The sequence below is a fragment of the Paracoccus sp. S3-43 genome (assembly GCF_029027965.1).
GTDB lineage: Bacteria > Pseudomonadota > Alphaproteobacteria > Rhodobacterales > Rhodobacteraceae > Paracoccus.
In genome coordinates, this window is record NZ_CP119082.1 from 2,704,598 (window position 1) to 2,718,026 (window position 13,429).

Annotated in this window: 14 protein-coding genes and 2 pseudogenes; 4 read left to right on the forward strand and 12 right to left on the reverse strand. The window is 67.6% G+C overall.

The features are described from left to right. Positions 1–4: 4 nt before the first annotated feature. Positions 5–1,194, reverse strand: a protein-coding gene (locus tag PXD02_RS13980; protein WP_275103585.1) for an IS3 family transposase whose coding sequence is annotated in 2 segments (ribosomal slippage) — positions 5–942 and positions 942–1,194 — 1,191 coding nt in all. Because the reading frame shifts where the segments join, the coding sequence is not laid out codon by codon here. Between PXD02_RS13980 and PXD02_RS13985 the strand changes: the two genes are divergently transcribed. Continuing rightward, entirely contained in the window at positions 1,160–2,125 is a 966-nt protein-coding gene (locus PXD02_RS13985; protein ID WP_473092029.1) for an IS481 family transposase, read from the forward strand. The genes PXD02_RS13980 and PXD02_RS13985 overlap by 35 nt on opposite strands. On the opposite strand, the pseudogene PXD02_RS13990 reads toward PXD02_RS13985, so the two are convergent. The 4 genes and pseudogenes from PXD02_RS13990 to PXD02_RS14005 all read right to left on the reverse strand — a co-directional run. After that, positions 2,087–2,467: pseudogene (locus PXD02_RS13990) on the reverse strand (transposase); the annotation flags it as partial. The gene PXD02_RS13985 and the pseudogene PXD02_RS13990 overlap by 39 nt on opposite strands. 123 nt (positions 2,468–2,590) lie before the next feature. After that, positions 2,591–2,764: a hypothetical protein gene (locus tag PXD02_RS13995; RefSeq protein ID WP_275104446.1), complete on the reverse strand. Its 174-nt coding sequence runs from the start codon at positions 2,762–2,764 to the stop codon at positions 2,591–2,593. Further along, positions 2,716–3,332: pseudogene (locus PXD02_RS16915) on the reverse strand (transposase); the annotation flags it as partial. The pseudogene PXD02_RS16915 and the gene PXD02_RS13995, both read right to left, overlap by 49 nt. A gap of 120 nt (positions 3,333–3,452) precedes the next feature. Continuing rightward, complete coding sequence (locus PXD02_RS14005; RefSeq protein WP_275104448.1) at positions 3,453–3,878, reverse strand: VOC family protein; 426 nt, start codon at positions 3,876–3,878, stop codon at positions 3,453–3,455. 185 nt (positions 3,879–4,063) lie between these two features. On the opposite strand from PXD02_RS14005, the gene PXD02_RS14010 reads away from it, so the two are divergent. Beyond that, entirely contained in the window at positions 4,064–4,663 is a 600-nt protein-coding gene (locus PXD02_RS14010) for an HNH endonuclease (protein WP_275104449.1), read from the forward strand. 18 nt (positions 4,664–4,681) lie between these two features. On the opposite strand, the gene PXD02_RS14015 is transcribed toward PXD02_RS14010, so the two are convergent. Together PXD02_RS14015 and dapA are read right to left on the reverse strand one after the other, a co-directional pair. Continuing rightward, a complete protein-coding gene (locus PXD02_RS14015; RefSeq protein WP_275104450.1) occupies positions 4,682–4,855 on the reverse strand; it encodes a hypothetical protein in 174 nt (57 codons plus the stop codon). Positions 4,856–4,949: 94 nt separating this feature from the next. Continuing rightward, positions 4,950–5,825, reverse strand: coding sequence for a 4-hydroxy-tetrahydrodipicolinate synthase (gene dapA, locus PXD02_RS14020; RefSeq protein WP_275104451.1), 876 nt, complete (start codon positions 5,823–5,825; stop codon positions 4,950–4,952). A 109-nt stretch (positions 5,826–5,934) separates the two neighbouring features. Here dapA and PXD02_RS14025 point away from each other — a divergent pair, with 109 nt between their 5' ends. Beyond that, a complete protein-coding gene (locus PXD02_RS14025) occupies positions 5,935–7,989 on the forward strand; it encodes a lytic transglycosylase domain-containing protein (protein ID WP_275104452.1) in 2,055 nt (684 codons plus the stop codon). A gap of 13 nt (positions 7,990–8,002) precedes the next feature. Here PXD02_RS14025 and PXD02_RS14030 read toward each other — a convergent pair whose 3' ends face one another. The 5 genes from PXD02_RS14030 to PXD02_RS14050 form a co-directional block, all read right to left on the reverse strand. Beyond that, entirely contained in the window at positions 8,003–8,569 is a 567-nt protein-coding gene (locus PXD02_RS14030; protein WP_275104453.1) for a dual specificity protein phosphatase family protein, read from the reverse strand. Positions 8,570–8,620: 51 nt separating this feature from the next. Then, entirely contained in the window at positions 8,621–9,574 is a 954-nt protein-coding gene (locus tag PXD02_RS14035) for a DMT family transporter (RefSeq protein ID WP_275104454.1), read from the reverse strand. Positions 9,575–9,652: 78 nt separating this feature from the next. After that, positions 9,653–10,441 (reverse strand): inositol monophosphatase family protein, encoded by a 789-nt coding sequence (locus PXD02_RS14040; protein WP_275104455.1) that lies wholly within the window; start codon positions 10,439–10,441, stop codon positions 9,653–9,655. A 232-nt stretch (positions 10,442–10,673) separates the two neighbouring features. Beyond that, positions 10,674–11,480 carry an endonuclease/exonuclease/phosphatase family protein gene (locus PXD02_RS14045; protein ID WP_275104456.1) on the reverse strand — a complete coding sequence of 269 codons (807 nt, stop codon included), beginning with the start codon at positions 11,478–11,480 and terminating at the stop codon, positions 10,674–10,676. A gap of 54 nt (positions 11,481–11,534) precedes the next feature. After that, positions 11,535–12,449 carry a LysR family transcriptional regulator gene (locus PXD02_RS14050; RefSeq protein ID WP_275104457.1) on the reverse strand — a complete coding sequence of 305 codons (915 nt, stop codon included), beginning with the start codon at positions 12,447–12,449 and terminating at the stop codon, positions 11,535–11,537. Positions 12,450–12,539: 90 nt separating this feature from the next. Between PXD02_RS14050 and metF the strand changes: the two genes are divergently transcribed. Further along, the gene (gene metF / locus PXD02_RS14055; RefSeq protein WP_275104458.1) at positions 12,540–13,412 is read left to right on the forward strand and encodes a methylenetetrahydrofolate reductase [NAD(P)H]; all 873 of its coding nucleotides are present in this window, start codon (positions 12,540–12,542) and stop codon (positions 13,410–13,412) included. Positions 13,413–13,429: the final 17 nt, after the last annotated feature.

Genomic DNA, 13,429 nt, shown 5'->3' on the forward strand with positions numbered 1-13,429 from the left:
TCTTTCATCCAGTTGCGACCGGAGCCCAGTGATCATTTGTGGGTGTCTTCGATGTAAAAGCAATGGCTCGGCTTGCATGGGCCTCCATTCGCGCAACGGGGCGGTCGATTGCGGTGATCAGAGCCCGGGCAAAGTCTGCCGGCGTCTGATAGCCGAGCGCCGAGTGGGGCCGCTCTGTGTTGTAGTCCCGGACCCAGGACGCGATCAGATGGCGAGCATGGGCCAAGCTATGGAACAGCGTTTCGTTGAGGAATTCGTCGCGCATCCGGCCGTTGAAGCTTTCGACGAAGCCGTTCTGCATGGGCTTTCCCGGCGCGATGTAGTGCCACTCGATCCGATGCTCGCCGCACCATTTCAGGATGGCATTCGAGGTCAGTTCCGTGCTGTTGTCGGAGACGATCATGCCCGGGCGCCCCCGCCGTTCGATCAGTGCCGTCAGCTCCCGCGCGACACGGCGGCCCGAGATCGACGTGTCGGGGATGGCGGCAAGGCATTCCCGGGTCACGTCATCGACCACATTCAGGATCCGGAACCGGCGCCCGCAGGCGAACTGGTCGTGAACGAAGTCGAGGGACCAGCGTGCATTGGCCCGCGGCTCGACCAGGATCGGCGCGCGGGTGCCAAGCGCCTTGCGGCGGGCGCTGCGTTTACGGACGGTTAACCCCTCTTCGCGGTAGAGCCGATAGATCCGGTTGATGCCAGACGGCTCTCCTTCCCGCCGCAGCAGCACGAACAGCCGCCGGTATCCGAACCTGCGCCGCTCGTTGGCAAGCTCGCGCAATCGTCCGCGCAGCGCCCCATCTGCCGGGCGCCGCGACCGATAGCGGACCATCCTGCGATCGGCGCCCGCGATCCGGCACGCCCGCCGCTCCGAGACCCCGAACCGGGCCTGCAGATGCGCGACCGCCTCGCGCTTCACGACGGGCGTCACCATTTTTTTGCCAGCAGATCCTTCATCGCGGCCATGTCGAGCATCTGCTCGGCCAAGAGCCTCTTCAGCTTGGCATTCTCATCCTCGAGCGCCTTCAGCCGCTTCGCCTCAGGCACCGTCATGCCGCCGAGCTTGGCTTTCCAGTTGTAGAAGGTGCCTTCCGACATCCCGTGCTTCCGACACAGATCGGCGCACTTCGCGCCCGCGTCGTGCTCGGCCAGAATGCCGATGATCTGCTCGTCCGTGAATCTCGTTCGCTTCATTGTCCGTCCTCAGGTTGGGCCGGACTCTAATCGACGGTGGAGGAAAAATCCCGTGGCAGGTCAGGAGCTCGGCATTAACCCCAAGACAGTGGCGAAGTGGCGCAAGCGAGCGACGGTCGATGATCTCAAGACAGAGCCGAAGGAGCCACGCTCCACGGTTTTGACAGAAGCCGAGGAGGCGGCCATCGTCGCGTTCAGGCTGCACACGCTTTTGCCGCTGGACGACTGCCTCTATGCCCTGCAGCCATCAATTCCACACCTGACACGCTCAGCGCTGCATCGGTGCCTTCAGCGCCACGGCATCTCTCGACTGCCCGACGTGGAAGGCGACAAGCCGAAACGGTCGAAGTTCAAGCGCTACCCTATCGGCTTCTTTCATATCGACATCGCCGAGGTGCAGACTGCTGAAGGCAAGCTTTACCTGTTCGTCGGCATTGACCGCACGAGCAAGTTTGCCGTGACCCAGCTCGTCGACAAGGCGGACAGGAAGACAGCTTGGGAGTTCCTGCAGCACATGCTCGAAGCCGTGCCCTATCAGGTCCATACCATCCTCACCGACAACGGTATTCAGTTCGCCGAGCAGCCTCGGAACCGGAACACCATCTATTCCAGACCTATGCGCTTTGACATGATCTGCGAGGCCAACGGCATTGAGCACCGCCTGACGAAGCCCAACCACCCGTGGACCAACGGTCAGGTCGAGCGGATGAACCGCACGATCAAGGACGCCACCGTCAAACGCTTTCACTACACCAGCCACGACGAGCTCCGCACGCATCTCGCCGACTTCATGGCAGCCTACAACTTCGCGCGTAGGCTCAAGACCCTCGGCGGCCTCACGCCCTACGAATACATCTGCAAGATCTGGACATCAGAGCCAGACAGATTCATCCTAAACCCGATCCACCAGATGCCGGGACTGAACACCTAGCTTCTTGAGGTTCATGGCGACGGCGGTGAGCAGGGCCTGGATTTTCATGTTGTCGAGGCCGCGTCGAATGGCTCTGTCCAATCCGTGGAGCGTCTTGGCGGTGCCGTGCGCGCCTTCGACGCGCCAGCGATGCCGGGTGTAGATCGCATGGTCATCCTCGCCCGATGCCAAGCGTTTGCGCCGGGCGCGCAGGATGGCCGCATGGTTTGTCACCCTATGCACCCGGCGGGAAGGGGCGCCCTTCGGCAAGCACTGTGCCTTGAGAGGACAGCCTGCGCAGTCGCGACGATCTGCACGACACCATTGCCCGGCTTTGGTGACGTTTCTCGCGGTCAGCCGCCTCCTCGTCGGACACCGGACCCCATCATGCTGGGGATCGAACGTGAACCGCTCGGTCGGAAAGCCCTGCGCCCCCTTGCGGCGGGGGCACGAAGAGGCGGGATGACGGCGTCGATCTGGCGGTCTTCAAGGGCGGCGTAAACCCGGCCCACGCCAGGGATCCTGTCCGCCGTGATCCGGCCCGGGGAAACCACCGAGGACATTTTCGATGGCGTTCAAGCGCTCCTCGAACCGGCCCGTGTCGTGCTCCTCGCCGGTGACGATCTCGACATCGACCATGACGCCCGCAAGGTCAGCCATTGCCGAGCTGGGCAGAGCTTCTTGAACTTGCCGCTTGCGCGCGCCTCTCGCTCGGCGTCGTTGGTATCCTCGAGCGCATCGAGACGGCGCGCGACCGGCGCATCCATGCTGGCATCGGCCCGGATCAGGCTGGCGTCGACATGCACCGTCTCGGCCGTCACCAGTCCAGTCGCCTGACACTGCTGCATGACGCGGGTGAAGACGGTGCGGAACACCGCCTCGCCCCAACGCTGCCGGATGCGCGTCAAGGAGGAATGGTCCGGCAGCGCCTCGTGAAGCCCGTATCCGACAAACCCGCGAATCGCGAGATTGACCTGCGCCTCTCGCATCAGCCGCCGGTCATGCACGATGCCGTGCAGGAAACCCGCAAGCATCAGCCGGACGGCCACGTCCGGATCGATCCCAAGGCGGCCATTGTCAGGGCAATACAGTTCGGCCACCTCGGCGCACAGCCACCCAAGGTCGAGAACCGGAGCGATCCGGACGAGAACATGATCTTCGGGCAGAAGAGCGCGGAGCGACCCACAACGAACAGCTCAAGTTGATCCCGCTCCTTCCGACCCAGCATGCGCATCCCTCCGAAACCCGTCGACCGATCGAATCAGCGATCCATGGCTTTTTCAGCAGCCCCGGGAGACCTTTTTCCGGGCGCTTCGAAGCCCCCGAGGATATTTTCGCACAGAAGATTTCAGCCCCAGATCGCGGGGTCGGCGAGTTCGATGGAATTGCCCGCCGGATCGCGGACATAGATCGACCGCGCGCCGTTCGGCCAGTGGAAATCGGCCTCTATGGCGATGCCCTGGGCGGTCAGGTGGCGGCGCCAGGCGTCCAGGTGGTCGGGGGCCACGGCCAGGCAGACATGGCCCGGTCCCCGCGCGCCATGCGGCGGCACCGGCAGGCGCGCGTCCGGTTTCGGCGGCTGTTCGGTGGCGGCGGGGTTGAAGACCAGCAGCACCTGCGACGGGGCGACGCGGAAAAACACATGCCGCCCCGGCACGGTCTGGAACGGCGCCAGCCCCATCACGTCGCGCCAGAAGGCGGTCGCGGCGTCCAGATCCTCGGCGTAAAGCGCGGTTTCCAGCGTGCCGAGCACGGGGGGCGTCCGGTCAGTCATGATCCGCAGACTGCCAGCGGCGCGTGCGGACGGCAACTGTCATCGCCTTGTCACCATCCCGGATTATTCGATCCGCAGACCGGATAGATCCGGGGGCTTGTCAGATGCCGGACGCGATATATAGTCGAAGCCACGGTTCTGACGGGGCGCCCCCGGCCACAAAGGGGGGCAGGCGGGAAGGCAACATGCTGGATCAGAGACAGCAGACGGATTTTCGAACCCAGTTCGTGCGCGAGCCTGCGGGCCTGCGCCATTATCCCGCCCTGGTGCTGAACGCGGATTACCGGCCCTTATCCTATTATCCCCTGTCGCTGTGGCCCTGGCAGGAGGCGATCAAGGCCGCCTTCCTGGACCGCGTGGACATCATCGCCGAATATGACGAGGTGGTGCGAAGTCAGCGCCAAGCGTTCCGCCTGCCCTCGGTCGTCGTTCTGAAAGATTACGTCAAACCCCAGAAGCGCGTGGCATTCACGCGCTTCAATCTTTTTCTGCGCGACGAATTCAGCTGCCAGTATTGCGGGGCCAAGGGCGATCTGACCTTCGACCATGTGGTGCCCCGGTCGCGCGGCGGCGTCACCAGCTGGGAAAACGTCGTCGCCGCCTGTTCGCCCTGCAACCTGCGCAAGGCCAATCGCAGCCTGCGCCATTCGGGGATGACCCTGCGCCGCAAGCCGCGCCAGCCCACACCCGAGGAGATGCACGCGGCAGGCCGGCGCTTTCCGCCGAATCACCTGCACGAGAGCTGGATGGATTTCCTGTATTGGGACGCCGAACTGGAAAGCTGACGGGTCAGGCGGCGCGCCCTATGCGTCGTGATCGTGCCGGTCGCCCTGCGCCAGATGCAGCACCGCAGCGCCCGACAGGGCGATCAGCGCCAAGGCCACCGCCGGCACGCCCGCCGCGAAAGAGGCCCACAGCGTCAGGGCAGCAATAAGGATGACTGCGGCGATCAGGATCAGGAAATGCGGAAGGGGCATGACGGTCGTCTCCTCTCCCCCAATATGGGGCCGGGATTCCGCTTTGAAAAGACGATGCGGAAAATGCGCGCGAAAATGTCGCGCGCCGTCGCCGTCAGATCAGGCCCGCATGGGCCAGCGCCGCGTCGATCAGGTGGCGGGTCGGATCGGTCAGCGCCACCAGCGGCAGGCGCACCCGTTCGTCGCACAGGCCCAGCCGCGACATGGCGTATTTCGCCCCGACCAGGCCCGGTTCCACGAAGATCGCGATATGCAGCGGCATCAGCCGGTCCTGGTATTCCAGCGCCTTGGCGTAATCGCCCGCCAGCGTCGCGTTCTGGAATTCGGCGCACAGCTTCGGCGCGACATTCGCGGTGACGCTGATGCAGCCCACCCCGCCATGGGCGTTGAAGCCAAGGGCGGTCGCGTCCTCGCCCGAAAGCTGCACGAAATCGGCGCCGCAGGTGATGCGCTGCTGGCTGACGCGTTCAAGCCTGCCGGTGGCGTCCTTGACGCCGATGATCGAGGGCAGCCTGGCCAGTTCGCCCATGGTTTCCGGCGTCATGTCCACGACCGACCGGCCGGGGATGTTGTAGATGATGATCGGCAGGTCCGACGCTTCGGCCAGGGCGGTGTAATGGGCGATCAGCCCGGCCTGGGTGGGCTTGTTGTAATAGGGCGTCACGACCAGGGCGGCATCCGCGCCGACCTCGGCCGCGTGGCGGATCAGGCCGATCCCCTCGCGGGTGCTGTTCGACCCGGCGCCGGCGATGACCGGGATGCGGCCGTCGGCGGCGCGCACCACCTCCTCGATCACCAGGCGGTGTTCGTCATGGGTCAGCGTCGGGCTTTCGCCGGTGGTGCCGACCGGGACAAGGCCGTGGCTGCCCTGATCGACATGCCAGTCGACCAGCTTCTTCAGCGTGTCCAGATCCAGCTCGCCGTCCGGGGTGAACGGCGTGACCAGTGCGGGCAGGGATCCCTTGAACATGACACGCTTCCTTGAGAATGGTTGATCGCGGGCCTGATTAACGGGGCAAGCGGAACTTGCCAAGGTTGTGAATTGCGTCGCGGACGCCCGGCGGCGACACAGGATGGTGATGCGACTGCTGCGCGACATGCTGGCCGCCGGGCTGCTGATGCTGGCCCCCCTTGCCCCCGTCCGGGCCGAGGATGCGGGCGCGATGGCGCTTGCCCTGTCGGCGGCCGAGGCGAAGGACTGGGTGACGGCGCGGGACGCCGCCCGCCGGTCCGGCCCGATGGCCGAGGCCCTGATCGGCTGGCAGGCCCTCCGCGGCGGGCATGGCGCGGCGGCGGATTATATCGACTTCGTGCGCGCCTATGGCGACTGGCCGGGACTGGCGCTGCTGCGGGAACGGGGCGACGCGAAACTGCGCCCCGATCTGCCCGCGCAGGACATCCGCGACTGGTTCGGCGACCGCCTGCCCGCCACGCTGGCGGCCGAGAACGCCTATCTGGCGGTGCTGGACCCGGCCGCCGCCCGCGCCGAACGCGTCCGCTTCTGGACCACGGTGCCCCTGACCGCGCCCGAGGAAGCCGCCCTGCTGGCCGCGCATGGGCCCGAACTGACGCCGCTGCTGACCGCGCGGGCCGTGGCGATGCTGGACCGGCAGGACTGGGCGCAGGCCGAACGCCTGCTGCCGAAACTGCCGGAACCCGACCGCCCGCTGCTGGCCGCGCGCATCGCCCTGCAAGCCGGGCGGGCGGGCGTGGACGACCTGATCCTGGCCCTGCCCCCCGCCGCCCGCACCGATCCCGGCCTGACGCTGGACCGTTTCCTGTGGCGGGTCCGCGCCAAGCAGCATGACGGCGCGCAGGCGCTGATGCTGGAGGCCTCGACCGATGCGGCGGCGCTGCGCGTCCCGGACGCCTGGGCGCCGATGCGGGTGGATTACGCGCGCATGGCGATGCGCGGCGGCAATTGGGCGCGGGCCGAGGCCCTGGCCCGGCCGCATTTCCTGCCGCCCGAGAATCGCCACTACGCCGATCTCGAATGGCTGGCGGGCTTCGCCGCGCTGAAGCAGGGGGCGGGGGACCGGGCGCTGGCGCATTTCCGGCATCTGGAAACGGTCGTCGGCAGCCAGATCGGCAAATCCCGCGCCTTCTACTGGCAGGCCCGCGCGCATCAGGCGCTTGGCGACATCACGGCGGCAAAGGCCGCCTTCGCGCAGGCGGCGGCGATGCCCGGCACCTATTACGGCCAACTTGCCGCCGAGCAGGTCGGCGCGCCGATGCCCGCCGATTACGCCACCCCCGGCCCCCTGCCCGACTGGCGCGGGTCGTCGCTGGGCCGCAGCAGCGTTTTTCGCGCGGGTCTTTGGCTTCTGGCGACGGGCCGCGCGGATCAGGCGCAGCGCTTCTTCCTGCACCTGTCGGAAACCGCCGATCCGCAGGACACGCTGCGCATGGCCCGCCTGATGTTCGAGGCGGACATGCCCTGGCACGGTCTGCGCCTGTCCAAGCGCGCCGCCGACAAGGGCGTGATCCACCCGGCCGCGCATTTCCCGATGACCGGCTTGCAGGACGGCGACCACCAGGTGCCCCCGGAACTGGTGCTGTCCATCGCCCGGCAGGAATCCGAGTTCAACCCCGCCGCCCGCAGCCCGGTCGGCGCGCGCGGCCTGATGCAGGTGATGCCCGACACCGCCCGGCAGATGGCCCGGCAGATCCGCGAACCCTTCGACCTGGCGCGACTGACGGCGGATGGCGGCTATAACGCCCGGCTGGGCGCGGCCTATCTGGCGGGGCTGCGCGACCGCTTCGGGGCGTCGACGGCGCTGACGGCCTCGGGATACAATGCCGGGCCGAGGCGCCCGGCGCGCTGGCTGCGCGATTTCGGCGACCTGCGCCGCGACATGGACCCGGTGGACTGGGTCGAGCTGATCCCCTTTGACGAGACCCGCAACTATGTGATGCGCGTGACCGAGGCGATGCCCGTCTATCGCGCCCGCATCCACGGCGAACCCGCGCCCATCCTGCCGACCTGGGATCTGACCGGCGGCGGGCTGATGCCGCCCCCCGTGGCGCGGCTGACGCTGGCCCTGTCGGCGCGGCCGGCGGCAAAGCCCTTCATCGGGCCGAGGCTTCCCGAGGGGTGGGAGCCGGTGGCAATCGAGGCGTCGGCGGTGCGGTAAGGGATTTCGGTCGTCAGCTGTCGGGAAAGCCCAGCCAGGCTTCCATGTCCTCCCAGGTGGTGTCCATTGCCCAGGCCCGGCTGATCCAGGGAATGCCCACATGCCCGAAGGCCAGCGACAACTGCCATTCCGCCGCCTCCTCGCCCCGTTTCTCGACCCCCGCGACATACAGCGCCGAGGCCAGCCCGGTGCGATCGGCGCCCCCCATGCAGTGGATCAGCAGCGGCTTGGGCGCGGCCTTCATCACATCGATCAGCGCCATCACCTGGGCCTGGTCCAGTTCCTTGCTGGCCGACATACGAAAGTCGATATGCTGGATCCCCAGGTGTCGGGTCAGGGCCAGTTCGGTTTCATACCAGTCGGTGCCCGCGTTTTCACCGCGCAGGTTCAGGACGCTTGCGATCCCGTATTCGCGTTTCCACCGCGCCAGGGCCTGGCCATCCATCTGGGCGGCGCGATAAACCTGACCCTGGCTGACTTCGTGGAAATTGCCGCTGAGCTGCAGAAAACCCAGCCAGGCCACGGTCGCCACCAGCAGGACGGCCAGCGCCAGACACAGCCGTCTTGTTCCGCGCCACATGCCGCACCCCTGAAAAGACGCCATCTTCTAGCAGCATCGGATCGGCCCCTGTCAACGGGATTTCACCCTTGCCCGCCACAACGTGAACAGCCCCGCCGCGACCACGATGGCAGCCCCGATCGCCACGTTCAGATGCAGCACCTCGCCGAAGACCGCGACGCCGATGACGCTGACCCAGACCAGTTGGGTATAGGCGAAGGGTTGCAGGGCGGACGCCTCGGCCAGTTCATAGGCGCGGATCAGCAGCCAATGCGACGCGATCCCGCAGGCGCAGAGCAGCGCCATCCAGATCCAGTCGGCGGGGGCCAGCCATTCCCAGTGCCGGATGCCCAGCACCGTCACCGTGACCGCCCCGGCGATGCCCGTCCAGAAAAAGCTGACCTGGGCCGGATCGTCGCGCGACACATGCCGCGTCAGCAGCCCATAGACCGCGAACAGCAGCGCGCAGGCGAATGCCATGCCCGCCCCCAGGTTCAGCGCGGTGCTGCCGGGCCGCAGGATGATCAGGATGCCGACGAAGCCCACCCCGATCGCGGTCCAGCGGCGCCAGCCGACCTTTTCGCCCAGGATCGGCCCGGACAGCGCCGCGACCAGCAGCGGATAGGCGGTGAAGATCGCATGCGTGCCGACCAGGCCCAGGCGGACGAAGGCCTCGATCATGACGGTGGTCTCGATCACCAGGATCGCGCCGCGCAGGATCTGGGTCTTGGGCCGCTTGGTGCGGATGGCGCGGCGCAGCCCGCCCGGCTGGCGCGAAACCAGGGCGATCACGAACAGCGCGAACACCCAGTATCGCAGCATGACGATCAGGACCGGCGGATAGTCCGACCCCAGCACCCGTGAGAACCCATCCTGGACGGCAAAGATCAGGCTGGTCGCGCACATCAGCAGGATGCCCAGGCCCGTCCGATCCCTGGCGCCCCGCGTCACCGGCGGAATCGGCGGCGGCGCGGCGGCAGCGGCCGCCGAGGCGGCGTAAGGCAATGGATCCCGATCGTCTGGCATGGCGCGTCCCCCGGATGGAACCGCCATGCGCCTGTTTCCGCCCCAAGGTCAAGGCGGCCCCGCCCCGCCGGGCGCAAATCAGTCGCGGCTGCGGATGATCCTGGCCAGGGGTTCGAACACCTGGGTGTTGGCGGCGATCAGGCGGCCCGATTCCAGCGGGTCGTCGCCCTCGCGGATGCCTTCGACAAAGCCGCCGGCCTCGCGCACCAGCAGGATGCCCGCCGCCACGTCCCAGGGCTTGTTGCCGCGTTCCCAGTATCCGTCATACCGCCCCGCCGCCACATAGGCGAGATCAAGCGCCGCCGCGCCAAGCCGCCGCACCCCCGCCGTCAGCGGCATCAGCCGCGCCAGATCCTGCAACGCGGCGGGCAGCGGGCCGCGCCCGGCGAAGGGAATGCCCGTCGCGAACAGCGATTCGTCCAGCCGTCGGCGGCCCGAGACCCGCATCCGCTGGTCGTTCATGAAGGCCCCGCCGCCCTTCTCGGCCACGAACAGCTCGTCCTTGGCGGCGTCGAAGATCACCGCCGCGACGATGTCACCCTTGTGTTCCAGCGCGATGCTGACCGCCCAATGCGGCAGCCCGTGCAGGAAGTTGGTGGTCCCGTCCAGGGGATCGACGATCCAGCGGCGGGTCGGATCCTCGCCCGCCTCCTCGCCGGTTTCCTCGCCCAGCCAGCCATAGTTGGGGCGCGCGCCGCGCAGTTCTTCCTTGATGATCCGCTCGGCCTCGTGGTCGGCCTTGCTGACGAAATCGCCCGCGCCCTTGACGCTGACCTGAAGGTTCTCGACCTCGCGGAAATCCTTGACGAGGCTGCGCCCCGCCTTGCGGGCGGCCTTGATCATGACGTTCAGATTGGCGCTTGCCATGGGATGCTCCGGGAATGGGGGTCGGGGGCGTCATAGGGGCACGCGGCGGGAATGTGAAGCGCGCGAAGAGGGGCCATGGCGGATGGGCCGTCGCAGGCGCGTGCCTCGCCTGGCCCGCCACCGGCGGCGACATGCGGTCCGCGGCATCGCCCTTCGGACCTCGCGGAGCGACGGCCCCTGTCGTCGGAGGAAGGGAAGCCCCCTCCACCGCCCTGTCTTGGGCGCGACAAGCTCAGGCGCGACGCGCGCCGAGGCGCCGCGTTGCGAGGCCCATCGCCAGCGCGCTGGCCAGCAGCAGCCCGCCGGCCGGCAGCGGAACCGGCGCCGGCTGGCTGCCGATACGCAGATCCGCCACGACGGCGGCATGGTCGGAATAGAACAGGCCGTCGCCATGCTGGGGCAGGCGGGTGTCGACGTTCCAGGCCGACAGCACATCGATGCCCTCGCCCCGCGCGAAGGTGAAGTCGATGCGCTGCGGCACCAGGTTCTGGGGTTCGTGCGGGCTCCAGGTCGAACCCGCTGCGGCGGCGACATCGGGATTGGCGGTGCGATAGACATCCCTGTAGCCGGCGCGTTCCCACAGATCGGTTGCCTCGAAATCAAAGGACTGGCCATGATGGCTGGGGATATCGGCATTTTCGACCGACCAGTCCGAGGCGGACACGGTGTTCAGGTCGCCGCCGGCCAGGATCGCCTCATCGGTCTCGCCGACCAGCGCCTCGATCTGGCGAATGATCTCGCGGTTTTGCGCGACCTGCACGCGATCGGCGCTTTCGACCGCTTCGACGCTGTGGCGCGGCTCCAGCCCCTTGGCGATGTCATTGGCGTTGTCGTTGATCATGTAGCCAATCCAGGGATCGGTATAGCTCGTCCACAGCGGGAACAGGTTCAGCCCCTGCCCGCTGGGCAGTTCGACCCGCGCACCGCCGAAGTTGAAGTTGCTGATGATGCCGGTGCTGCTGTCGGCGTTGTAGATGTCGGTGATGTCATAGCGGGTGAACAGATACAGATTGTCGTAGCCAATCCCGTTGCCCGGCATGCGCCCCGCGCCGGTTCGATGCCCGTCCGGTGGCGGCGGCGCGGCTGGCGGCGCTTACGCCACCGCCCCGCGCAGCATCCGCAGCGGTTCCGTCCGCGACAGGCGCAGGACATGCGCCATGTAGGGCTGTCCCAGATCCTCGGCCCGGACCGCCGCATACAGCCGCCGGATGAGACCGCCGCGCGTCAGGGGCAGCATGGCGATCTCCGCATTCGCGGATTCGCGGCGCAGCACCCAGTCGGGCATCACCGCCACCCCCCGCCCCGATGCCACCAGCATCAGCGATACCGCGGTCAGTTCCACCGTCCGCTGCTGCGCGGGCTCGACCCCGGCGGGCGTCAGGAACTGGCTGAACACGTCCAGACGCGCCCGGTCCATCGGATAGGTGATCAGCGTTTCCCCCGCCAGATCGGGCGGGTCGGCATAGCCCTTGGCCACCAGCGGATGATCGGCGGGCACCACCAGCGTGGGCGAGTAATCGAACAGCGGCTGGAAGACGATGCCCGCCATCTCCTCGGGATCCGAGGAGATCACCAGATCGACCTCTTGCCGGGCCAGCGCGGGCAGCGCGCCGAAGGCCAGACGCTGGCGGATGTCCAGATCCACCTCGGGCCAAGCGCGGCGGAAGATGTCCAGCACCGGCAGCAGCCAGTCGAAACAGGCATGGCATTCCATGGCGATGTGCAGCCGCCCGATGCGGCCCGCCTCGACCCCCTTGAACTCGGCCTCGGTGGCGGCGACCAGCGGCAGCACCTGCTCGGCCAGCCGCAGCAGGCGCATTCCGGCGGGCGACAGGCGCATCGGCTTGGCGCGGCGCACGAACAGATCGACCCCGGCCTGTTCCTCCAGCGCCTTGACCTGGTGCGACAGGGCCGACTGGGTAATGTTCAGCACCTCGGCCGCGCGGGCAAGGCCGCCCTGTTCGTGGATGGCGCGGACGGTGCGCAGATGGCGCAGTTCCAGATGCATGGTGAGGCAGGCTCATGTTGATCTTGAGGATTATGAATTTGTCTCACGAGGCGACGCATGGCACAAGCACCCAAAGCCAAAGGAATCGCCATGTCCCGCCCGCAGATCAGTTTCGAGTTCTTTCCGCCGAAGACGCTGGACGCGTCCTTCCGGCTGTGGGAAACCGCGCGGGCCCTGGCGCCGCTGGCGCCTGATTTCGTGTCCGTCACCTATGGCGCGGGCGGCACCACCCGCAAGCTGACGCATGAGGCGGTGACGACCCTCCACCGCCATTACGCCATCCCCGTCGCCGCCCACCTGACCTGCGTGGAAGCCACGCGGGCCGAGACGATGGAGATCGTGCAAGCCTATGCCGATGCCGGGATCCGGGAAATCGTGGCCCTGCGCGGCGATGCGCCGCAGGGCGAGGACCGCTTCACCCCGCATCCCGAGGGCTTCGCCGACACGGTCGAACTGATCGAGGCGATCGCCGCGCGGGGCGACATGACGATTCGCGTCGGCGCCTATCCCGAGCCGCATCCCGACAGCAGCGGCACGGATGCCGACGTGGCCTGGCTGAAGCGCAAGATCGACGCGGGCGCGACCAGCGCGATCACGCAGTTCTTCTTCGATGCCGAGACCTTCTTCCGGTTCCGCGACAAATGCGCGGCCCTGGGGATCGACGCGCCGATCATCCCCGGCATCCTGCCGATCCAGGGCTGGGCCGGGGCCAGGCGGTTCGCCGCGACCTGCGGGACCAGCGTGCCGGGCTGGGCCGAGCAGGCGTTTTCCCAGGCCGCGGCCGAAGGCCCGGCGGCGGAACGCGCGCTGTCGGAACGGGTCTGCGTGGATCTGTGCCGCGCCCTACTGGCGGGTGGCGTGGACCGGCTGCATTTCTATACGCTGAACCGGCCCGACCTGACGCTGGCGGTCTGTTCGGCGCTTGGCATCCGCCCCGTATCGGGGCTGGAGGCCGTCGCCTGACCGGGGCGACACCGCAG

Coding starts and splice junctions, on each gene's coding strand:
- PXD02_RS13985 (WP_473092029.1), top strand. CDS start 1,160: ATGATCTGCTCGTCCGTGAATCTCGTTCGCTTCATTGTCCGTCCTCAG.
- PXD02_RS13995 (WP_275104446.1), bottom strand. CDS start 2,764: ATGGCTGACCTTGCGGGCGTCATGGTCGATGTCGAGATCGTCACCGGC.
- PXD02_RS14005 (WP_275104448.1), bottom strand. CDS start 3,878: ATGACTGACCGGACGCCCCCCGTGCTCGGCACGCTGGAAACCGCGCTT.
- PXD02_RS14010 (WP_275104449.1), top strand. CDS start 4,064: ATGCTGGATCAGAGACAGCAGACGGATTTTCGAACCCAGTTCGTGCGC.
- PXD02_RS14015 (WP_275104450.1), bottom strand. CDS start 4,855: ATGCCCCTTCCGCATTTCCTGATCCTGATCGCCGCAGTCATCCTTATT.
- dapA (WP_275104451.1), bottom strand. CDS start 5,825: ATGTTCAAGGGATCCCTGCCCGCACTGGTCACGCCGTTCACCCCGGAC.
- PXD02_RS14025 (WP_275104452.1), top strand. CDS start 5,935: ATGCGACTGCTGCGCGACATGCTGGCCGCCGGGCTGCTGATGCTGGCC.
- PXD02_RS14030 (WP_275104453.1), bottom strand. CDS start 8,569: ATGTGGCGCGGAACAAGACGGCTGTGTCTGGCGCTGGCCGTCCTGCTG.
- PXD02_RS14035 (WP_275104454.1), bottom strand. CDS start 9,574: ATGCCAGACGATCGGGATCCATTGCCTTACGCCGCCTCGGCGGCCGCT.
- PXD02_RS14040 (WP_275104455.1), bottom strand. CDS start 10,441: ATGGCAAGCGCCAATCTGAACGTCATGATCAAGGCCGCCCGCAAGGCG.
- PXD02_RS14045 (WP_275104456.1), bottom strand. CDS start 11,480: ATGCCGGGCAACGGGATTGGCTACGACAATCTGTATCTGTTCACCCGC.
- PXD02_RS14050 (WP_275104457.1), bottom strand. CDS start 12,449: ATGCATCTGGAACTGCGCCATCTGCGCACCGTCCGCGCCATCCACGAA.
- metF (WP_275104458.1), top strand. CDS start 12,540: ATGTCCCGCCCGCAGATCAGTTTCGAGTTCTTTCCGCCGAAGACGCTG.